The following is a 21,771-nucleotide window of genomic DNA, read 5'->3' on the forward strand; positions in this document are numbered from 1 at the left end:
CTATACACAATGGCTATCAAAACATTTATAGATATCTGTTAGCTATTACTGTTAGTGTTCAAAATCAAGCTGTATAATGTTGTCGTATAGCCTGCGCAATATTCGCTTTAATATTAGCGTCAACGTGTACACTTTTTTGTGGCGGTAACAGATCCACCAAGGATTGTACTAAAGGCTGTTTTTCTGATGGCGAGTGAGCTACCCAGCTCGCTAACAAATCTCGATTAATAAAAGCAGGTAAAGAGCCTAATGTGCCGACATCATTTTGGCTATGAATTAACAGCCCTGCAGTTGTGCCTTTATCCAAGGTCAGTACTTGGTAAAAATAGAGCGTGTGATAATCTAATTGTTGCTGCAATTCTTGATCTGAAGGTGGCGGTAAGCGACTGAATTTATCGTTTAAGATAGCGATATAACAGTCGATAGCCTGAGTGGCAAAATCAATTCCAAAATGTTCAGATGTGTGCTCATTACCGGTAAAACCTTCTAAGTAAAAATGACTAACTCCACGGTGTTTATTTAATGCAGGAATGAAGAAATATGCTTCACCTTGTGCAATACCACTTTCAAAATACTCTCCACTGGCTTGTTGTAACATATTGTTAAAGAGTAAATTATCCGAAGCATCAGCAATGGCAGGATTCAAATCCGCCATTAAACGCCAGTATTGTTGTCCATTTTTAAGTTCCGTCCAGCTCACGTGAATATGGATTGAAGGAGCAAGCGGATGTTGAGGATGAATAATGGTAGATAAAGCGGTTGCCGATAAAAAAGCTTTATCAGGCTTATCCTCATATTGTACTTGCGATACGTTAACAGAAGCGCGATTAAATACCATATTAGTGGTTGCTTCGTAACGTTGACCTCCACCGTGGGTGCCATTATCTCTTAACCATTCAACACTTTTAAATTCAGTGCCAGTAGAAAGCTTCTGTAGTTTTTGTACAAAATATTGTTGAACTTGACTAAGTTCTGTTAAAGCAAACTGAGCTTTCTTTGAAGTGGCCAATACGCGCATAAAGATTCCTGTATTAATATAAGTGGTCAGTTTCAATTATTGTTGAGTGATAACAATTAAGAGTGAATAAGGGGCAAGGTAATGGTTACGGTGACGCCCGTCAAGTCGCTATTGTTTTTGATAGTTAAAGTCGCTTGATGGTGTTCACAAATCATTTTGGCAATATAAAGACCTAAACCTAGGTGAGTATCATGTTGTTGAGAAGCAGGGCGCACAGATACCATTGATTGAAATAAATCCTGATTATTGTCTGAACTTAACAATACACCTTGATTAGTAATGCTTAGACTGATGTGATCAGTTTGTTGTGTGCTACCTAATGTTTTACTACTCACTGTTTTACTGCCAACGTACGATAAATTACTCGTCACTTTCTCTAAGCTGATAACAATCGCTTGTTTAGAAATAGAAAATTCAACCGCATTACTAATGATTTTGTCTAACATCTGCACTAAAAAATCAGGATCTGCATTAATCAAGGCAGGGGCCTCACCAAGGTGTTTTTCAAATGTGGATTGTGGATACACCATTTCATATCCTTGCAAACAACTGTCTAATAATGTGCGCAGGTCTATTTGTTGTTTTTCCGCTTGTTGTAAACTTTGCTCAATGCGACTGGCTTCACTCATGCTAGTAAGTATTTTGCTGAGTCGTTGAATACCTTGTTGAGAACGTTCGATGTATTTTTGTTGTTGATCGTTGCAGGGTAATAAAGATAAGTTCTCCAATGAAGAGCGCACTACCGCGACAGGCGTTCTTAACTCATGAGATAATCGAGAAGATAGCTGCTCAACATAGTGATGATATTGACCCAAGCGTTCAACCATACCTGCCATGCTGCGTGATAGGTCGCCAATTTCATCGCTGTGTTTACTGGCAACGAATGTACCCTTCAGACGCCCATTTTTATCTAGTATTTGTTCACTTTGGTCACGCAAAGCACGAACTCGGTTGATAACAGTGGAGAGGAATAAAAATAGCAGAACACCTGCGACAAAAATAACAGCTAATAATACGCTGAACATCTTTTGTAAGGCTTGGTTACGTAATGTAATGATGCCGTTATTAGTTTCCTCTGCTATCACTACACCGACTACTTTATCATGAACAAATATTGGGTGAGTTGCACTGAGAATAGATACTTTTTTATCACTACTTAAACGCCATTGGGTGGCCGCTTTTCCTGCTAATGCTTGTTTTACGAGGTTATTATTAAGTTGTGTGGTGTGTTGGTTTTTATCTATAAAATGATTTTCTGGTTGTTCTAATAACAGTGAATAGAGTGGAGATAAAAATCTTGTTTCAATCTTGGTCCAGAAGCTGGCCTCTTGAACATTAGTTGATTCTGCAGGCCAAATCCCTGTTGCTTGATGAATATCTCCAGCTTGTGCGATAACACGTTGGTGCCTATCAACCACCCAAAGCCTTGCACGTGTATGACGCATTGCTAAGAGTATTTGCTCTATCTCTGGAGAAGGGATCAATACGCTGCCGAGTTTACTGATATCTAATAAATTAGATGTGCTGATTGCATTGTTTATCTGCTTTGAATTCAATGTCGAGGCTGTGTTGAGTTGAAAACCAAGCTTATCACCTAATAATGTAAGTGGTATGCGTAACTCAATATTGTAACCCTGTTTCGTAGATTGCCAGATACCTTGAATGGACTTTTCTCGCGTTAGGTTTGTTGCATAAATACTATGTTGCGGATACCGGTAAGCATTAAACCAGCCGTCATTCGCGACCGAAATAATATAACGTTGCAGCAAGCCTTCGGGCGAACTCATGGCAATAATTAAATGGTCATTATCGGTAACTTGAGTTGACCTTTTTCCTCGTGTAATTGGATGTTGATTAGAGACTTCAAAATGCGCGTATAAGAAACCGTCTCGCTTACCTAATAATTGATTAAAGTGTACATTATTTGTGTTCGTTTTTTCTTTTTGTACTTCAAGTTGATCATTTTGATAACTATTTATAAACCCTCGATTTACTCCCCAATCCTCATTATTCGCATCTAAGCGAATGGCTTGCTCAAGATTATGAACATATAAATCTTGGCCTTTAGTGACATTAGGCAAAAAACTGGCGTGCTCATTAAATAGACTCGGCCTTTCATGTAAAGCAGTAGCAATTGCGCTGCTGGTACCGAGTAGCGTTTGTTGTTGCCCTTCACGTAAAAAGTTCTCCATTTCAACCACAAACTGATAGGCAAATAATGGCAACAGCAATAATAAACTACTGAGTGCTAATACTTTGCCACGTAATCCCCACTTTAATTGCATAATGAAGGTTGCGCTGTATGTAGTGTTCCTGTTTCAGAGCTTACATCCCAACGATAACCCATGCCATAAATGGCGGTTATCTCGTCAAATAATGGGTCTATTTGCATGAATTTTTTACGGATCCTTTTAATATGAGAAGTAATAGTATTGTCATCGACCACCATGTTGGCATCGGTCATTAATTGTTGGCGACTTTTTACTACGCCTGATTTGTGGGCGAGCGCGTGAATAATCCAAAATTCTGTGATCGTGACTTCTAAATTATTGCCCTGCCAGCTAATCTGCATTTTGTCATTATCAATGGTTAATGCACCACGCTGTAAAATATTATGCTGCGATTGTGCATTGCTCTCACTTAATCCGATACGTCTAAATAAAGCGCTAATACGCACCATTAAATGCTCTAAACCAATTTCTTTACTTAAATAATCATCGGCCCCTAATCGTAATCCGGAAATGCTATCAAAATCATTATCACGGGCAGTTAAAAAGATAATCGGTAAACTCGCCGATAATTGTCTTAGCTGCTGACATAGCAAAAAACCACCATCGTATTCGTGCCCTAAACCCACATCAATCACTGCTAAGTCTGGCAAGCGGCTACTGAAGGCTTGCATCGCTTGCTCTCTACCTGAGTAACCCTCTACTTGATAACCATAGCGTTGCATTAGGTCCATATAGTTTTCACGAATAGCATGGTCATCTTCAATTATTGCAATACGTTTCATATTGAGTGTTATTCCTTTATTGCTGGTGGAAGGTTAAGTAACCTCAGTTCTGGATAAGCAAAGCGATACAATACCGTTATTTCCGCGGATTTCTTCGTTAAATTATCTCTCAATAACCCGTTATTGCTTCAATAATTCGCCTTGAACTACGCATAACTAACTGCACTGTATAGCTAAAAAATATAATTTTATGATTTTAACTAACCTAAATTCCGCTTTCATTAACCAGAATTGAGGTTAAGTATACAAAAATCTTATCAGTAGGTTTGGCTAAATATAGCATTGCCACTTTTTGAACATTATTGATCAGTAGTTTGCCACTTTTTGTCCCTAATCTTGCCATTTAAGTTTGTTGTAATACTGACATCTAAACAGCAACCTAAGTTGCAATATTTAATGTTAAAGGAGTCTGGCATGTCAAAACAAACATCAACGTCATTATCACACCTTAAAAAATCATTGTTAGGTGTGGCCGTACTTTCGGCTGTTACGGGAGGCCTAGTTTTGTTAGAAGAATATAGAAGCACTAAACAGGCTTCAGCTTATTCTACTTATTTAAGCAGTTATAAAGTACCTGCACATAATAACGATCAAGGATCACAACAAGTGATCTTTTTTAAACGAGCAACAGATAATAGTTTATTAACCACCGATGCCAATGAACTGGCTGCTATCGCCGAACAAAACTTGCTAGAAGAGGCATATACAGTAGCCCAACATAATGCTGCAGATAATTTTAAAGCGCAGAACCAATCAAAAGATCAGTTTCAAGCTAAAGCTAAATCAGAGCCAAGTCCAACAGCCATGGTTATTGAACCTACGACAGTAAAGACAGAAACCACTAACGTTTTATTTGCTTTATCATCATCGAAGATTGCGCCTGAGTATAAATTAGCCTTATTAGATACAGTGGACCTGATAAAGCAACAACCTAAATTGAAAAAGTGGCAGGTTATAGGCCATACAGATAAGTCTGGAAGGGCATCTTATAATTTAAGTCTTGCACATAAAAGAGCTGAAAATGTGGCTAATTATTTGATTGAGCATGGGGTCGAAAAACAACAGCTTGTTTTGGTGACATTAGGTGAGTATGAAGCCATGAAGTTAAAGGAAAGCACTTATAATAAAGGTTTGAGAAAAGTACAAGTCAGCCCCTATGCGCCTGGACTAGATAAATTAGCAGTCAACGTTAAAAGACAAACAGATAAAGTTGAACAACGCTTAGCATTAATAAAATTAGCCAAGATAAAAAAAGCACAGGCGAGAGAAACTCAACAGGCCATTATTCATGAAACTGAAGCAGCTGTTCCTGCTGTTAATTATGCTAACACTAAAGTGACTGCTCATTCCCAAGTGCTCATTCCTTCGAAAGTAAAACAGAATAACGAAGTCGTACAGGTAAATACTGAATTAGTATTAAATGATTTTGTATCATTTAACAATGATCCTAACGAGCAGCAAAATATTAACGTTAATGCAAATAAAGAAGGCAGTATTCCAGCTGAAAATGAGGCACTTAATAGTCAAAGTGAACTATCTCAGCAAGCTTCATTTAATGACGTCATGATACCTTCACAAAGGGATATTAAAAATGTCACAAAGGATCAGCAAAATACACAAATAAAGGCTATTGAAGAGCCGTTAATTACTATGTTGAGCTATCAATTATAAGGGGTATACCATGTATCAATCAGATTCGAAAATAAATGCGATCAACGGATTGTTAAAAAAACATGAACTGATCAATGCGACGGTTATTTCAAGTGCCAGTTTGTTTTTTTTAATCTATTTTGTCATGTAGAATGATTGTATATTTGATGACTTAGATTTAACAAGAAATTGTCACAATTTAAGTCATTGTTTATGAATGCTATTTATGGGAGGGGTGAAAGTGGCTTGTAATAACCTGGTGTTATAATTATCACCTTGCATGGCGAAATAGTGAGTATAAATCATAACAATAGTGTCTTAATTTTCACTGTTGGCCCCATCAAAAGCAGAGGTTATTTGATTTTTTTGTTAGTTGGCCCTACCCAAGGCTATATAATTATAGTTAATTAAGAAGTAAGTTTTAGCAATCAGGTGCTGCTCAACAAATGGGGAATTAATGCTTAAAAAAATATTGGTTTTTACCGATTTAGATGGAACATTATTAGATCATTACACCTATCAAACTGACGATGCCACAGAAATGATAGCAACGTTGAAGTTAAACGCGATAGACATCATCCCTAATAGTAGTAAAACGCTACCTGAAATCTCCTTAATACGGAAACAGCTGGATTTATTCTCTCCTTTTATTATTGAAAATGGTGCTGCCGTTTTTATCCCTATTAATTATTTCAAACAACAACCTGCCGATACACTCGAGCAGGGGAAGTACTGGGTTAAATCTTTTTCTAAAGAGAAGTCATATTGGCTGCAACTGTTGAATAGTGAAGCAAGTGCATACCAACACCTGTTTCAAGGTTTCTCTGAAATGAGTAATGAACAGCTTGCTGAATTGACAGGACTAAGTATTGAAAATGCAGCAATGGCTAAGCAGCGTCAATATGGAGAGCCTTTAAATTGGTTGGGAGATGACCTACAAAAAACAGAATTTAACAACCTTATGCGTCACTTAGGCGCCAACGTATTAGAAGGCGGGCGTTTTCTACATATCAGTGGACATTGCGATAAAGGTCTGGCACAACAATGGTTAACTGAGCTATATTTACAACAAGATTTACAGGAACAAGATGCTCAAATGACAGTGTCAGCACCTCCTTCCACTTCATCTTTAGATAATGCTTCAACTACACTTCCAAATACATCCTCTTTATTGCCATTACAACAGGCTCTATTGCAAAACAATGAATCGAATAAGCAAGTCATCAGTATTGCGATGGGCGATGGTAAAAATGATATTGCGATGCTAGAGCAAGCAACTATTGCTGTGCAGGTACGCTCACCAGTGCATGATTTCCCACCCTTATCGCGTACAGAACATGTTTACCAAAGTCATTTATATGGCCCTGCAGGTTGGACTGAATGTTTAAATAAAATTTTATCATCGACACAAATTTATTAAATTAAGGAACTGAATAATGGCTGATTTTTATCAAAATGGCATTGTTACTACAATGCACAATTTAAGACAACGTAGTAATGAAGATCTTGAAGCTGAGCTAAAAACCTTTTCTTCAACACGCCCGATGGGGTTAATCTTACCTTCACTTTTCTCTGAATTAGAAGGGGATGCATTCCCTGATATTGTGGATCACCTTTGTGAGGTGCCTTACTTATCTGAAATCGTTGTCGGCTTAGACCGTGCAAGTGAAGATCAATACCGTCATGCACTCAAATTCTTTAAAAAATTGCCTCAACATCACCGTGTATTATGGAACGAGGGACCAAGGTTAAAAGCGCTAGATGCTAAATTACAAGCACTGGGGGTCGCACCTAAGGAGTTAGGTAAAGGGCGTAATGTTTGGTATTGCATGGGTTATACCTTAGCTTCTGGTAAAGCCGAATCAGTTGCATTACATGACTGTGACATTGTCACCTATGATCGTTCATTATTAGCAAGGTTAATTTACCCTGTTGCTAATCCTGGTTTTAATTACGAGTTCTGCAAAGGTTTTTACTCACGAGTAGCAGACGGTAAAATTAACGGCCGAGTGTCACGTTTATTAGTTACGCCTTTGGTCAAAGCCTTGAAGAAAACCATTGGTCATAATGAGTACTTAGAGTTCATTGATAGTTTTCTTTATCCATTAGCGGGTGAGTTCTCTTTCCGCAAAGATGTATTAAGCGATTTACGTATTCCAAGTGATTGGGGATTAGAGATAGGCGTATTATCAGAAATGCACCGTAACTACGCAAGTAATCGTACTTGTCAGGTGGATATTTCAGATGCCTATGATCATAAGCATCAAGATCTTTCTTTAGAAAGTGTCGAAGGCGGTTTATCAAAAATGTCCATTGATATCAGCAAAGCATTCATCCGTAAATTAGCGACACAGGGTGAAACATTCAGCACTGAAAGTATTCGTACGCTTAAAGCAACTTACTATCGTATTGCATTAGATTATTTAGAGATGTATCGCGGTGACGCAATGATGAATGGTTTAAGTTTGGATATTCATAATGAAGAAAAAGCGATTGAAATGTTTGCTGAAAACGTCATGACCGCAGGTCAAATATTTTTAGATAAACCAATGGATACGCCTTTTATTCCTTCTTGGAGTCGAGTGATCAGCGCCATGCCCGATGTATTAGAACAATTAAAAGAAGCAGTAGAGTTAGATCACCAAGAATTTAGTGAATAAATAGGGATTATTACAGATAGAGTTAGTTTAGGTTGAAGTACTTCAAAATAAATATTGTTTTTAAAATAAACATTGGGTCGCGTGCACAAGGAGAAATGAATGGATGAAATAAACGACATGGAAGCGCCGCTAACCATGTTAAAAAATAAATTAGTGCAACAACTTAACATTATTTATAAAGAAGTTGAGCTGAACATTAGTTGTGAAGAACTTAGTGAACAATTGGTTAAATTAATGCGTTTAGATGAAGCTTGCTCAACGCCCGTTGCTTACAAAAGTCATTGGTCACAACAAGATGTTGTGATGATCACCTATGGAGATTCATTATTAAAGCCAGATGAAAAACCGTTAGTGACATTAAAACACTTTATGGATAATTATTTAGGTGACACTGTTAATAGCGTTCATATTTTGCCGTTCTTTCCCTATAGCTCGGACGACGGATTTTCAGTTATTGATTACTCCAGCGTTAATGAGTCCTTAGGCGGCTGGGATGAGATACAAGCAATAGCAAAAGATCGCCGTTTAATGTCTGACCTAGTGATTAATCATTGTTCCAGTCGAAGTGCATGGTTTGATAACTTCATCAAAGGGGAGGGGATAGGCCATGATTTTTTCTATACGGCATCGCCGGAAGATGATTTATCAGCGGTGGTGAGGCCACGAACTTCTGATTTATTAAGAAAAACTGAAACAGGTAAAGGCACACAGCATGTATGGTGTACCTTTAGTCACGATCAAGTAGATTTCGATTTTAGAAATCCTGAAGTGTTAAAAAGTTTTGTCGACATTATCCGCTTATACCTTGATAGAGGCGTTAAAATATTTAGGTTTGATGCCGTCGCATTTTTATGGAAAAAATTGAACAGTAGTTCAATTAATTTACCTGAGACCCATGAAGTCATCCGTTTATTAAGAACATTATTAGAGCATGCAGAAGCCGATGCCGTTATTATTACTGAAACGAATATTCCTAATACTCAAAACCTCACCTATTTTGGTAATGCCAATGAAGCACACGCTATTTATAACTTTTCATTACCGCCTTTACTAATTAATAGCTTAGTCACCGGTAACTGTTTATATCTAAAGCGTTGGTTGATGAGTATGCCTCCTTCCCAAAATGGCACCGCTTATTTTAATTTCATTGCATCTCATGATGGTATTGGCTTACGTCCAGCGGAAGGATTACTAAACGACTATGAGCTCACTACCTTAGTTGAAACCATGCAATCATTCGGTGGCAAAGTCTCGTGGCGTAGCACAGCGTTAGGGCAGCAAAAAGCCTATGAAATTAACATCGCATTGTTCGATGCACTACAAGGCACAACAAAAGGAGCTGATAGCTACGGTTTACAGCGATTTATTTGCGCACACGCTGTCATGTTCGCATTAGAAGGGATTCCTGGCGTGTACATCCACAGCTTGCTAGGCACGCAGAATGATTATGAAAAAGTCGCTAATACTCAGCAAAATCGCTCCATTAATCGTCATCGTTGGGACTACCAAGAGCTTGAAGAAAACCTAGCGGATAAGAGCGACCATCATGCGATTGTATTAGCATCACTTAAAGAGTTACTTGATATTCGTATTAAGCAACCTGCATTCCACCCTAATGCAACTCAATTTACGCTACATTTAGGTTTGCAATTATTTGGATTTTGGAGACAAAGCCTAGACAGAAAACAGAGTATTTTTTGTATTAGCAATATTACTGACCACGACATGGAGTTATCAATTCAAGAGTTAAATTTGATTATGACTGATAACTGGATTGAATTGATTTCGGGTGAACCGCTAGATATGCAACAAGAATTGATAGTGTTAAGTCCCTATCAAACAGTATGGATTACTAATATCCATTATAAGTAATTAGCAGTTAATAATAGCCGTGTTATGAATCTTGGGTTATTAACCGTGGCGTTTTGAATAGTAGTTTCATGAAAAATCTAGCTTAATAAGATGAATTCATGCTGAGTTAAATAATGTGAGGTAACGTCTCAAAAAAGAGCCCCTTTCAAAACTGGTTTGAAAGGGGCTCTTTTAGTTGGTTTGGTTGGTTTAGTTAAAGTAGTTTGCTTTAATCTATTTCATTAGCAGGTGTGTTGAGTATATTCAATTCAACGGGGTCCGTTGACTGTGACATTAACTGTGCCTGAATCTCAATTAATTTGGCTTGTATGATGGTCAGATTTTTTCCACCTAATCTCAGCAATAGTTTTTGAGCATGATTTAATGCTTCTAATGTTGGATTATTATATAAGTACATAACAGAAGGGGACTTTAATGAGATAGGGCCATTGATCACAGGTACACTTAACGCCATTTCAATCGCATCATTTAACACGTCATCAAAGTCTGCGCCTGGTAACGAAATCTCTGCATAAGTTTGATCAATGAGTGGCTTCAACATATGGTAGGTTGCCACAATTTTTTCGCTGTCAATTGAGTTTACATATTTTGTGTAGTTATCATAGCGATGATAATTAAGGACAGATACATAAGTTTTACCGTTACTCTCTTTTTTACGAAATGGTATGTCAGTCGCCATCAATGGACTAAAGCTAGCAAGAAACTCACCACGGCTAAAGTTATCGATAAATACCACCGTGCTGCGTAATAGATCTTGCTCTAATAAATTATCAACAATTAATGTCTGTTCACTAAACTCTTCAATCGCTTCTAATACCACGGGATCAGACTCGTCGATCAAAGGTAAATTAGGGTCAATAACAATTTCAGTAGATTGTGCCGACGAATTTGATAATTCACCTAAAGCCGAAGCCACTAACAGATCTTCCTCTTTTTGAACTATTTCTGCCTGTTCAACGTCGAGCGTTTCTTCAATTACAACCGTTTCTTGTTTTGGTTGGGCCATCGCCTCCTGTTGCTGAGTTTGTTTTAACGCCGCTAATTTCTCCATCTTATCGTTGAAATAAGGTGTCAGTCCTAAACGTTGAATCAATTGCGGTGCAGTATCTGGATAAGCGAAAAAATAGGTGCTTGCGCCAAACATTGTGAGGCAAGTTAATATAAGCACAATATTAAGCCATGAATAGGCTTTCTCTTTTTTTGTATCGGGGTAAGCCATGCTTAGTGCGCTCCGTTGATGATAGATAGACTGAAGTTATAATAATTGAACAATATTGTACCAAGTTTGATTAAAATGATATTTAATTCATGAACATATTTTATGTAGCTTATCAAATCAGCTTAAATTAAGTTTAAAAAAATGACGTTACAAACTATTAAATGCTAAAAATGATACTAAGAACGAATTAATTGTAGACAATGCGTTTAATTATTCGGCAAGCGGAAAAATATATGCAAATAAAGTTTGACGATCACAAACCAACTCAGTAATATCTCGCCTCGTTGACAGGCATTAAGTTCTTACAAAGATTGGTTGCTCCAACAGTTCATTTAATAAAATGTGATAAGATATGCATTGATTAATAATGAACAGAGCGGATAGTGTTATCTACAATATATCCAATGCTCAAATACTCGGTGGTAAGTGTAGTTTTTAGCACATCTCCGGTATTTTGGAAAAGAGTTGAGCCAGAGGGTTTGACCCTATATTACAAAATACGAATAAATACTCGGTGATTAGCGCAGCTTGGTAGCGCATCTGGTTTGGGACCAGAGGGTCAGAGGTTCGAATCCTCTATCACCGACCACATTTTGAAAACAATGAGAAATCGTTGTAAGATATAAGTCCTGCTTTTGCGCCCTTAGCTCAGCCGGATAGAGCAACGGCCTTCTAAGCCGTAGGCCACAGGTTCGAATCCTGTAGGGCGTACCATTTTTAAAAAAGTTTAGTGGCGGATGTAGCTCAGTTGGTAGAGCCCCGGATTGTGATTCCGGTTGTCGCGGGTTCAAACCCCGTCATTCGCCCCATTTTTTAAATCTTAAGTTTAAAAATGTTTAAGTCGTTGCGGAATTGGCGGAATTGGTAGACGCGCTAGATTTAGGTTCTAGTATCGTAAGATGTGAGAGTTCAAGTCTCTCATTCCGCACCATTTAAACAATAATATCAATTAGTTAATTACAATCCCTGACTAATTAGATATTAAAAATTTCGGTGATTAGCGCAGCTTGGTAGCGCATCTGGTTTGGGACCAGAGGGTCAGAGGTTCGAATCCTCTATCACCGACCACATTAAGAAAACCGCTTTATGCTTAAACGCAAAAGCGGTTTTTTTTCGTCTTTAATTTGACAATATCAACCCAGTTTTAACTCTGTACTCTTCAAATTGTTCTCTTTTAAACGCTACTTTTAGCTGCTTAGAATAACTAAAAAAACGCTAAAATTTAGCTTTGTGCCCAAACCGTGCCCAAATGGTGCCCAATAAGTTTTTATAAGTGAATTAATAGCTTTCTGATGTGCGGTATGAATATAATTATTTCTACCAGTATAATTAATCATAAATAATTTAATGAAACTAATTTGGGGAATGCGATGAATGAATTAAATAAGGAAGATATTTTAAGTAAAGCATTTCAAAATGCATGGGCTATTTTAGTTCAAGACCCATCACAAAAAGAAATCCCAACAATATTTGAGTCACAGTCTATGCGTTTATATTTTGTTGAAATATATAAACAACTATATGCAAAATCGGGTGGAGATAAGGAGCTTATGACCCACTGGTTTAATGTCCAAAATAAAGCATTTAACAATACGCCACTAAATGCTTGCAGGACTGAGAAAGGGGTACTGACAGTAAAGAAATACTTTGAATCAAATCGATAAAAAATAAACAGTACTACGTTGTCTAATTTGTTCATATAATTTGGCAGTGTTAACTATGTTTTCATTGATTTGAGCTATATCCAGGCTTTAATAAGTAGGTGTTGAGTGAATAATTGAAAATACAGCTTTGATAGCAATGTTGATAGTACAAAAATTAGATAAATAATGGATAGAATGGTTACTATTCATTCCTCTGTATCGTTAGAGATAAAAGTTAGCTTTATCAGGGCTGCAACCAGTATGAAGCTATCACCACAATTGCGGTGCAAATTTATCTAGGTTAGAAGGTTACTTGATATTCGTTTACTTAACCGTGCAACAAGTAAAGCAAGTCTTTCTAAGCTGGCACACCTTTCTTATTACAGCCTCAATTAGTTGGCTTACAGCAAAGTTATTTATTGCCTCAAAGGTAACGGTTTAAGGAACAATAGCAGTAGCCTCTATTTAGACTACTGCAACATTAATCAATTGAGACTACTCGGGAGCAAAAGCATACCAGCTCATGCCGTTCCATCCACCGTTGTATTCAATCATTAAAGCACCATCGAACTCTAATCGGTTGGCTAGTTCGACAGGTGTTAAATCTTCATAGTCTGTTACACCTAATTTCTCTAGTTGTTCTTCAACTCGTTCAGATACGCCAGACCATCCGAACTCTTCAAAATACACAAATAAACATGTTGGGTCAGTTTCATGATCATATGCTTCTTCAATTTGTTGTTCACCATGAATGCAAATTCCAGAATATGGAGCAAACAAGTCAATATTTTCTTTTGTTATGTAAACTATTTTCATAAGCACCTTTTTCAATAAAATTAAGGTACTGAAATCTAACAAGAAATATTATTCATGAAAATCTATTAACAATAAAAAAAACAACAAATTAAATCATCATTAAATTATGCAGTAGTGTAGTGGTTAATGTTAGTGACGCTCTATAGATATCTGAACTTTTAATTAAACAAAAATTTTTATCATCATTTTAAGTCATTCCCCCCCCCTTAGGTAAATGACGCCGTAACCTTTATTTTTACATCTGTCCTAATTAAATCCATTTACGTGTACAACCATTGGTATAATGTAGATTTGTAATTATTTAAGGTGAGATAACCATTACTTTGTTAAAAATAAATAGGTTACGTAGTTAAATCTAAAAAAAATCATATTGTTATATAGGTATTTAGACCTAATCTGCAGTATCATAAATCTCATTATCTGAAACAGACCAAATCTAAGGAATTGCCCAATGGCGATCAAAAAGACCGAATTATATTCAAGCCTTTGGGCAAGTTGTGACGAACTACGTGGCGGCATGGATGCCAGTCAATATAAAGATTACGTACTCACAATGTTATTTATGAAATACGTCTCTGACAAATATAAAGGTGACCCATACGGTATGATCGTGGTGCCAGAAGGGGCAAGTTTTGATGATTTAGTTCTACTTAAAGGTAAAAAAGATATCGGAGAAGGCATTGATAAAGTGATTGCCGCATTAGCCGAAGAGAACGATTTAAAAGGGGTAATTGATATTGCCTACTTTAATGATGAAGACAAGTTAGGCAAAGGCAAAGAGATGGTGGACCGACTCACTAAGCTGGTAGGTATATTCCAAAAATTAGACTTAGCCGATAACCGTGCCGATGGTGACGATTTACTCGGTGATGCTTACGAATATTTAATGCGTCACTTTGCAACGGAGTCAGGTAAATCGAAGGGGCAATTCTATACACCTTCTGAAGTCTCGCAAATTCTAGCTAAAGTAGTAGGTATTAAAAAACAAACACCACAGGATGCGACAGTTTACGATCCGACTTGTGGTTCAGGTTCATTATTATTAAAAGCCAGTGATGAAGCGCCACGCGGTTTGTCTATCTACGGTCAAGAAAACGAAGGCCCAACTGCTGCACTCGCTAAAATGAATATGATTTTACATAACAATGCTACGGCTAAAATTTGGAAAGGTAATACACTGTCATCGCCACAGTGGAAAGGTGCTTCAGACAAATTAAAAACCTTTGACTTTGCCGTTGCCAATCCGCCATTCTCAAATAAAAATTGGACTAGTGGTTTAAACCCTAATGACGATATCTTTAATCGTTTTACATGGGGTATTCCTCCTGAAAAGAACGGTGATTACACTTTTCTATTACACATTATCACTAGTCTTAAAAGCACAGGTAAAGGGGCGGTCATTTTACCGCACGGTGTACTGTTCCGTGGTAATGCAGAAGCCAATATACGTCAGAACCTCATTAAACAAGGTTACATTAAAGGCATTATCGGTTTACCTGCTAACTTGTTTTACGGAACTGGCATCCCAGCTTGTATTATCGTGATAGATAAAGAACATGCTCAAAGAGCAGAAGTCATTGAGAGTAACGATGATACTGACAATAAAGACGCTAAAATCAAAGGTCGTTCAATTTTTATGATTGATGCCAGTAAAGGTTTTATTAAAGACGGCAATAAAAACCGTTTACGCAGCCAAGATATTCACAAAATTGTTGATGTGTTTAACAAAGAACAAACCATCGAACGCTTTAGTCGTTTAGTGACGATTGATGAAATTGCAGCAAATGATTACAACCTTAATATTCCTCGTTATATTGATTCTAGTGAACCTGAAGATTTGCATGATTTAAGCGCGCATTTACAGGGGGGTATTCCTAATGCTGATATTGATGCGCTACAGCATTTTTGGCAGGTATTCCCGAATATTAGAGCAACCTTATTTAAACCAACGCGCACAGGTTATAGCCAGTGCTTGGTAGATGCGAGCCAAGTTAAAAATAACATTTTAGCTCACAGTGAATTTAAAGACTTTGCCAGCCGTAGCTTATTGCCCTTTACTGCATGGTCAACGCAAGCTGGATTTGCAGACTTAGCCCTAGGTGGTAACCCAAAAGAATTTATTCACCGTATTTCAGAAATGCTATTAACCACTTACGCCACCAGCGAACTATTAAGTAAATACGACATTTATCAAATACTGATGGATTACTGGTCAACAACATTACAAGACGATGTGTATGTATTGATTCAAGATGGCTGGCAAGCAGGTAATCGTTTACGTGAATTAGTAGTAGCAAAAGGTGAAACTTCTAGTAACAAGAGTAAAGAGACACCCGACCTCATCATTAATAAAAAGAAATACAAAGCTGAATTGATCCCACCAAGCTTAATTGTGAAGCGTTACTTTGCTACTCAGCAACGTGAACTTGATAAATTGCAAACGTTACAAGACACGGCAACACAAACCTTAGAAAGCTACCTTGAAGAGCAAGGCGCAGAAGAGGGTTTATTAGTCGAGGCAATCAATGATAAAGATAAAATCAACAAAGCCAGTATTGCAGCACGGACTAAATTAGCGACTGACAAAGAAGAGCTAAAAGCACTTAAACACGCCACTAAGTTATTTAATGCCGATGCGACTGCCAAAAAAACAGTCAAAACCGCACAGGAAGCGCTTGATGTCGCGGTGTTTAATCATTACCCAACACTGACTATTGAAGAAGTGAAAAGTTTAATTGTTGATGATAAATGGTTAGCGACATTACAAGCTAATATTATTGCGGAAATCGAACGTGTAACCCAACAAATGGCAAACCGTGTTAAGGAATTGAGCGAACGTTACGACTCGCCACTACCTGATTTAACCCAATCCGTAGACAGTTTGAGCGATAAAGTAGCAAACCACCTTAAAGCCATGGGTTTGGAGTGGACGTTATGACTCAAGCTGTAAATAGCACTGGAATAAATTCCGTTCCTAAAGGATATAAATGGACTGAAGTAGGAGTACTTCCTGACGATTGGGTTGCATCACCTATATCAAAAAACATGAAGTTAATTAATGGATTTGGTTTTAAACCTCATCAATGGTCCTTACATGGAATACCAATAATTCGAATTCAAAATCTAAATAGTGAAGAGGCTATGTTCAATTATTTTGAAGGGAAGGTTGACGATAAATTTCATGTACATAAAGGTGATTTACTATTTGCTTGGTCAGGAAGTAAAGGGAGTTCGTTTGGTGCTAGAATATGGAAAGGTGTTCCTGCGATACTGAATCAACATATTTTTCGTGTTGTCCCAAACGCAAATGCTTTAACCCCTCTCTTTAGCTTTTATATCCTGCGCCAAGTTCAAGAACAGATTGAAAAAATGGCCCATGGATTTAAGTCTTCTTTTGTACATGTCAAAAAAGAAGACTTGAGCTCAACAATTTTGCCAATACCACCAATCAAAGAACAAACCGCTATCGCGAATGCTTTATCGGAGGTGGATTTATTACTCAGTGAATTAGAAAAACTGATGACCAAAAAACAAGCGATTAAAACCGCAACGATGCAACAACTGCTTACAGGTAAAACCCGACTACCACAATTTGCCTATTTTAATTCAGACGAGTTGCAAGAAGGAGAACTAGAGAGTAAGGCAATTCATCAAACCTCAAGTCTAACAAGCAGCCAAACAACAGGCACAACGGCAAGCCAAGGCCAGAAAAAAGGCACAAAACCCTGCGAACTAGGTGAAATACCAGAAGATTGGGAAGTTGATAAAATTGGCTCAGTACTATCAATAACTACAGGTAGTCGAAATACTCAAGATAAACTATCTAATGGACAATATCCATTTTTTGTAAGGTCACAAACTATAGAACACATTAATACTTATTCATTTGATGGTGAAGCCGTTCTAACCGCAGGAGATGGTGTCGGAACAGGTAAAATATTCCATTATATAAATGGTAAGTTTGACTACCACCAAAGAGTTTATTTAATGCATAACTTTGGTGAACGAATTGATGGATATTATTTCTATATTTACTTTAGCAACTTTTTCTATGATCGAATAATGTCGATGACAGCAAAGTCTTCTGTTGACTCAGTACGCAGAGAAATGATTGCCGATATGCTGATTAGTTTACCTTCAAAAAAAGAGCAAACCGCCATCGCCACCATCCTCTCCGATATGGATGAAGAGATCCAAGCCTTAAGCAAGCGTTTATCCAAAACACGCCAAATCAAACAAGGCATGATGCAAGAATTGCTGACAGGTAAAACCCGTTTACCCTTTGAAAAATCAGAAGTGAAAGGGGAAGTGATAAATGGCTGAAGCACTCGGTAAAAACATTCTTAGTGTGAGTAAATTATTAGCACAATCTAATTTAACCATTCCAGGGTATCAACGGCCCTATAAATGGACTGAACGTAACATAAGTCAATTGTTTCAAGATTTAGATACACATCAAGAACAATCTGCCTATCGATTGGGCACGGTTGTTTTTCATAAACATACTAATGAAAGTAAAGTACCAAAACGCGAGCATCTAAATATTGTTGATGGTCAGCAGCGTACTTTAACTTTATTTCTGGCGGTTCATGCCATTATTGAGCAACGATTTAATTCTGATAAACCCAAAGAGCGACAAGCTTTAGTTGATCAGCTAACACAATTAAAAGGTGTTGTTGATGGATTTATAGGAAGCCAGCAATTTGATAGCGTTATTACCCAAAAGAACTTAAAACAAAACTACTTAGTATTAAAGCGTTTGGTCAGTCGTCATGAGTTTACGGAAAAGCATATCGATTTTTTACTGAACAAATGCGAAGTCGTTACTTTTACGCTACACGATGTCTCTGAAGCCTTTCAGTTCTTTGATTCTCAAAATGCCAGAGGCAAAGATTTAGATCCTCACGATTTATTGAAGGCTTATCACCTACGCGAGTTTAGTGACACTGAAAACGATCTTAAAGGCGCTACCGTTGCGACTTGGGAATCTTTAGAGAATCGAGAGCTTTCAACATTATTTTCCAAGTATTTATATCGAATTCGCCAATGGGCATTAGGTAATTCAGCGCGTTACTTTGGCAAAAATGAAGTGGGATTATTTAAAGGTGTCAATATAGATAAGGTTGATCACTTTCCCTATGTGGAGTCATTACGTATTTCACACCATTACGTTGATCACTTCAATCAGCAATACCAGCGCAAAATAGATGGGCAATATAAAGCGTTTCCTTTTCATCTTGACCAGATGATCATCAATGGTCGTCGTTTTTTTGAAATGGCAGAACATTATCAAAAAAAAGTGAATTTGATAATAGATAAAGACAGCGATATTGCCGTAAATAATAAGTTAAACAAAGAAGCCTCAAAAATATTAGCAACCTTAAATTGTAATGACTTATATCCTAAAAGAGTGCGAACTGGAGACCGATATGTTCGTTCTATATTTGATTGTGCTCTGATTTTTTATATTGATAAGTTCGGGGATGTTTTACTTTCTGAAGCCATAGAGAAGTTATTTATTTGGGCTTATTCATTACGAATTAAGCAGCAAGTATTACAGTTAGCAACCATGGATAATTATGTTCTATCAAAAAATGTATTCGGCTTGATTAAAGATGCCATAAAACCTTCTGAGGTGTTAAATATGACGATGGATACGTTAACTATTACAGACAACAAAAATAATAGAAGTAACAAAAATAATAGCGCCGAAGAAGTTGCGAATAAAGACCCTTTAGTGAATCTGTTTAAAGAGATGAATTACTATGAGTAATCGCGCGAATAAAAATAAGATTAAAGAATACTCAATTAAATGCTTACTTAGCGATAACTCAAACTATATCGTGCCCATGTATCAAAGAAATTATGCTTGGGGTGAAGGTGAAATTAATCAGTTAATTCAAGATGTTCTTGATTATCAAGATCCTAAAAAAAGTAACGAACGCTATTATATCGGTACTTTGGTGGTATTTAAACGCACAGATGGGCGCTATGAAGTTATTGATGGGCAGCAACGTTTTACAACATTATCTCTTATTGCAATGTGCCTAAAAAATAATTACTCATCAAATGAAAAAATTGATATGAGCTGGTTTGAACGCCTTAATGTTAATTTTGAAAGTAGACCAAAATCGGAAGAAACCTTTACTGCCCTTTGGGGGTGTAAAGACGATAAATTACCTCGTGGAGAGGCTTATAACGAAGGTATATTGAACGGTTATTCGTTAATTCAAAAGGCTTTAGCGAAGTTGAAACAATTATCGGCGAACAATTTAAACGACTTTGTTAAATATCTTTTTGAAAGCGTGCAAATCATTCGAGTTAATGTGCCCGAAGATACTGATTTGAATCATTATTTTGAAGTAATGAATAATCGAGGTGAACAACTTGAAAAGCATGAGATTTTAAAAGCCAAAATGATGTCGGTACTTAATAATATCGAGGACAGTGTTGATAAAGAAAATAGCATTAACGTACTGCAAAAGGTATGGGAAGGCTGTGAAAATATGGAACGTTATATTCAATACGGTTTTGTGCCCGATGAACGACACGCTTTATTTGGTAAAAATTATTGGGATAAATTTACGCCGTTAAAGTTTAGCGATATCGTTGATTGTTTATCACAGACTCATGCTGAATTACCGACAAAAACTGAGAATACGCTTTCTATATCTCAGATATTAGAAAAGCCTTTACCCAATACGGATAAAACTAAAGCAGCAACAGAAGAATCTCCCGATAGGTTTAAGAGTGTTATTAACTTTTCTAATTTCTTATTACATGTATTAAGAGTTTATACGCAAGACGATATTGCATTAGATGATAAGCGGCTTATTCAGCAGTTTGATACGCATTTATTGGATAGTAAATCGGAAAATAAAACACTCATTGATAATGTAAAAACATTTATTTATTCCTTACTAAAATGTAAGTTTTTATTCGATCAATACATTATTAAACGAGAAGATTATCAAGGGAAAGATGCTTGGAGTTTGAAACGTTTAAAATGGCATTCTAAAGATAGCCAAAGTTTTACTGGGAGTTTTAACGCTAAAGAGACAGGAAATCAGGAAGTTCGAGATAAAGGCGTTAATCGTCAGTGCTTGATGTTAATTGCTGCTTTCCATGTATCTACGCCAACATTGGTTTATAAACACTGGCTAAATGCTGCCTTATATTATCTTTACCAACAAGATGTTGTTAAAGGATCTGATTATTTAATGTATTTGCATAAAATAGCTAAACGATTTGTATTCGAGCGTTTCTTATCTACAGGCGAGGGTAGTAATTATTTTCAGATGACTTATGAAAGCGCTGATTGTGATTACCCTAAGAACATTAAGTCGAATAAAATATCAGCTGATAAATTAAAATACGGTGAAATTGAAAATAACTTTGTTTTTAATTATCTCGATTTTCTAATCTGGCGTTCAGATCGATATTCAGACTCGGTTGTTAACCAGTTTGAATTTACAGCGCGTAGTTCTGTCGAGCATTTTTACCCACAACATCCGATGGATGGCTTTGAACCGTTAAAAAGTGAAGCGTTACATGAATTTGGAAATTTATGCTTAATTAGTCATAGCAAAAACTCTCGTTTAAGTAATTTTCCACCTAAAACAAAAATCGATCATTTTGAGAAAGAAATCCAAAAATCAAAAATTGATAGTTTAAAACTTTATAAAATGATTAAACAAATTGAATCAAAAGCGTTAACTGATAAAAAAGACTATTGGAATGAAGATGATATAAATCAGCATGGTAGTGAAATGATAGCCCTATTATGTGATGCGACGAATGTAGATAATGAATAATAAAATTTAGGAACACTAAATACCGATTGAACGAACTTTAACGTAATTATAGGCGTAGGTGACTAA

General features: G+C 36.8%; 14 protein-coding genes and 5 tRNA genes. 14 read left to right on the forward strand and 5 right to left on the reverse strand.

Features of this window, described 5'->3' with window-relative positions; all coding sequences use genetic code 11:
• Nucleotides 1-64 precede the first annotated feature (64 nt).
• Genes MT391_RS00005 through pdsR form a run of 3 tightly spaced genes read right to left on the reverse strand, consistent with a single transcriptional unit; the run spans nt 65 to nt 4,031 of the window.
• Entirely contained in the window at nt 65-1,018 is a 954-nt protein-coding gene (locus MT391_RS00005) for a coproporphyrinogen III oxidase (RefSeq protein ID WP_499496523.1), read from the reverse strand.
• 56 nt (nt 1,019-1,074) lie between these two features.
• Entirely contained in the window at nt 1,075-3,303 is a 2,229-nt protein-coding gene (gene pdsS, locus MT391_RS00010; RefSeq protein WP_499496525.1) for a proteobacterial dedicated sortase system histidine kinase, read from the reverse strand.
• Entirely contained in the window at nt 3,294-4,031 is a 738-nt protein-coding gene (gene pdsR, locus MT391_RS00015; RefSeq protein ID WP_499496527.1) for a proteobacterial dedicated sortase system response regulator, read from the reverse strand. Before pdsR ends, pdsS begins: the two co-directional genes overlap by 10 nt.
• A gap of 414 nt (nt 4,032-4,445) precedes the next feature.
• Here pdsR and MT391_RS00020 point away from each other — a divergent pair, with 414 nt between their 5' ends.
• From MT391_RS00020 to MT391_RS00035, 4 genes are all read left to right on the forward strand, one after another.
• Nucleotides 4,446-5,702 carry an OmpA family protein gene (locus MT391_RS00020; RefSeq protein ID WP_499496529.1) on the forward strand — a complete coding sequence of 419 codons (1,257 nt, stop codon included), beginning with the start codon at nt 4,446-4,448 and terminating at the stop codon, nt 5,700-5,702.
• Between the two features lie 436 nt (nt 5,703-6,138).
• Complete coding sequence (locus MT391_RS00025; protein WP_499496531.1) at nt 6,139-7,101, forward strand: HAD-IIB family hydrolase; 963 nt, start codon at nt 6,139-6,141, stop codon at nt 7,099-7,101.
• A 16-nt stretch (nt 7,102-7,117) separates the two neighbouring features.
• Nucleotides 7,118-8,341 (forward strand): glycosyltransferase family protein, encoded by a 1,224-nt coding sequence (locus MT391_RS00030; RefSeq protein WP_499496533.1) that lies wholly within the window; start codon nt 7,118-7,120, stop codon nt 8,339-8,341.
• 99 nt (nt 8,342-8,440) lie between these two features.
• Nucleotides 8,441-10,213, forward strand: coding sequence for a sugar phosphorylase (locus MT391_RS00035; RefSeq protein WP_499496534.1), 1,773 nt, complete (start codon nt 8,441-8,443; stop codon nt 10,211-10,213).
• A 208-nt stretch (nt 10,214-10,421) separates the two neighbouring features.
• Here the strand turns inward: MT391_RS00035 and MT391_RS00040 are convergent, their stop codons facing one another.
• Entirely contained in the window at nt 10,422-11,432 is a 1,011-nt protein-coding gene (locus MT391_RS00040; RefSeq protein WP_499496535.1) for a DUF3014 domain-containing protein, read from the reverse strand.
• A gap of 512 nt (nt 11,433-11,944) precedes the next feature.
• Between MT391_RS00040 and MT391_RS00045 the strand changes: the two genes are divergently transcribed.
• The 6 genes from MT391_RS00045 to MT391_RS00070 all read left to right on the forward strand — a co-directional run bounded on the left by MT391_RS00045 (nt 11,945) and on the right by MT391_RS00070 (nt 13,096).
• A tRNA-Pro gene (locus MT391_RS00045) sits at nt 11,945-12,021 on the forward strand.
• Nucleotides 12,022-12,069: 48 nt separating this feature from the next.
• Nucleotides 12,070-12,146 (forward strand) — tRNA-Arg (locus MT391_RS00050).
• 19 nt (nt 12,147-12,165) lie between these two features.
• Nucleotides 12,166-12,241: transfer RNA gene (locus MT391_RS00055), tRNA-His, on the forward strand.
• 37 nt (nt 12,242-12,278) lie between these two features.
• Nucleotides 12,279-12,363 (forward strand) — tRNA-Leu (locus MT391_RS00060).
• A gap of 60 nt (nt 12,364-12,423) precedes the next feature.
• Nucleotides 12,424-12,500 (forward strand) — tRNA-Pro (locus MT391_RS00065).
• A gap of 302 nt (nt 12,501-12,802) precedes the next feature.
• Nucleotides 12,803-13,096 (forward strand): hypothetical protein, encoded by a 294-nt coding sequence (locus MT391_RS00070; protein WP_499496536.1) that lies wholly within the window; start codon nt 12,803-12,805, stop codon nt 13,094-13,096.
• A gap of 474 nt (nt 13,097-13,570) precedes the next feature.
• Here the strand turns inward: MT391_RS00070 and MT391_RS00075 are convergent, their stop codons facing one another.
• Nucleotides 13,571-13,891 carry a hypothetical protein gene (locus MT391_RS00075; RefSeq protein WP_499496537.1) on the reverse strand — a complete coding sequence of 107 codons (321 nt, stop codon included), beginning with the start codon at nt 13,889-13,891 and terminating at the stop codon, nt 13,571-13,573.
• Between the two features lie 451 nt (nt 13,892-14,342).
• Between MT391_RS00075 and MT391_RS00080 the strand changes: the two genes are divergently transcribed.
• Genes MT391_RS00080 through MT391_RS00095 form a run of 4 tightly spaced genes read left to right on the forward strand, consistent with a single transcriptional unit; the run spans nt 14,343 to nt 21,705 of the window.
• Nucleotides 14,343-16,829 (forward strand): type I restriction-modification system subunit M, encoded by a 2,487-nt coding sequence (locus MT391_RS00080; RefSeq protein ID WP_499496538.1) that lies wholly within the window; start codon nt 14,343-14,345, stop codon nt 16,827-16,829.
• On the forward strand, nt 16,826-18,214 hold the full coding sequence (locus tag MT391_RS00085) for a restriction endonuclease subunit S (protein ID WP_499496539.1): 1,389 nt from the start codon (nt 16,826-16,828) through the stop codon (nt 18,212-18,214). The genes MT391_RS00080 and MT391_RS00085 overlap by 4 nt, the downstream gene beginning before the upstream one ends.
• Complete coding sequence (locus MT391_RS00090; RefSeq protein WP_499496540.1) at nt 18,207-19,664, forward strand: DUF262 domain-containing protein; 1,458 nt, start codon at nt 18,207-18,209, stop codon at nt 19,662-19,664. Before MT391_RS00085 ends, MT391_RS00090 begins: the two co-directional genes overlap by 8 nt.
• Entirely contained in the window at nt 19,657-21,705 is a 2,049-nt protein-coding gene (locus tag MT391_RS00095) for a GmrSD restriction endonuclease domain-containing protein (protein WP_499496541.1), read from the forward strand. The genes MT391_RS00090 and MT391_RS00095 overlap by 8 nt, the downstream gene beginning before the upstream one ends.
• Nucleotides 21,706-21,771 lie beyond the last annotated feature (66 nt).

The sequence above is a fragment of the Vibrio sp. 1-Bac 57 genome, assembly GCF_037546855.1.
In the GTDB taxonomy this organism is placed as follows: Bacteria; Pseudomonadota; Gammaproteobacteria; order Enterobacterales; family Psychromonadaceae; genus Psychromonas.

What these genes read in the sequence shown, in the direction of transcription:
- MT391_RS00005 (WP_499496523.1), bottom strand. Translation starts at nt 1,018, where the DNA reads ATGCGCGTATTGGCCACTTCAAAGAAAGCTCAGTTTGCTTTAACAGAA.
- pdsS (WP_499496525.1), bottom strand. Translation starts at nt 3,303, where the DNA reads ATGCAATTAAAGTGGGGATTACGTGGCAAAGTATTAGCACTCAGTAGT.
- pdsR (WP_499496527.1), bottom strand. Translation starts at nt 4,031, where the DNA reads ATGAAACGTATTGCAATAATTGAAGATGACCATGCTATTCGTGAAAAC.
- MT391_RS00020 (WP_499496529.1), top strand. Translation starts at nt 4,446, where the DNA reads ATGTCAAAACAAACATCAACGTCATTATCACACCTTAAAAAATCATTG.
- MT391_RS00025 (WP_499496531.1), top strand. Translation starts at nt 6,139, where the DNA reads ATGCTTAAAAAAATATTGGTTTTTACCGATTTAGATGGAACATTATTA.
- MT391_RS00030 (WP_499496533.1), top strand. Translation starts at nt 7,118, where the DNA reads ATGGCTGATTTTTATCAAAATGGCATTGTTACTACAATGCACAATTTA.
- MT391_RS00035 (WP_499496534.1), top strand. Translation starts at nt 8,441, where the DNA reads ATGGATGAAATAAACGACATGGAAGCGCCGCTAACCATGTTAAAAAAT.
- MT391_RS00040 (WP_499496535.1), bottom strand. Translation starts at nt 11,432, where the DNA reads ATGGCTTACCCCGATACAAAAAAAGAGAAAGCCTATTCATGGCTTAAT.
- MT391_RS00070 (WP_499496536.1), top strand. Translation starts at nt 12,803, where the DNA reads ATGAATGAATTAAATAAGGAAGATATTTTAAGTAAAGCATTTCAAAAT.
- MT391_RS00075 (WP_499496537.1), bottom strand. Translation starts at nt 13,891, where the DNA reads ATGAAAATAGTTTACATAACAAAAGAAAATATTGACTTGTTTGCTCCA.
- MT391_RS00080 (WP_499496538.1), top strand. Translation starts at nt 14,343, where the DNA reads ATGGCGATCAAAAAGACCGAATTATATTCAAGCCTTTGGGCAAGTTGT.
- MT391_RS00085 (WP_499496539.1), top strand. Translation starts at nt 16,826, where the DNA reads ATGACTCAAGCTGTAAATAGCACTGGAATAAATTCCGTTCCTAAAGGA.
- MT391_RS00090 (WP_499496540.1), top strand. Translation starts at nt 18,207, where the DNA reads ATGGCTGAAGCACTCGGTAAAAACATTCTTAGTGTGAGTAAATTATTA.
- MT391_RS00095 (WP_499496541.1), top strand. Translation starts at nt 19,657, where the DNA reads ATGAGTAATCGCGCGAATAAAAATAAGATTAAAGAATACTCAATTAAA.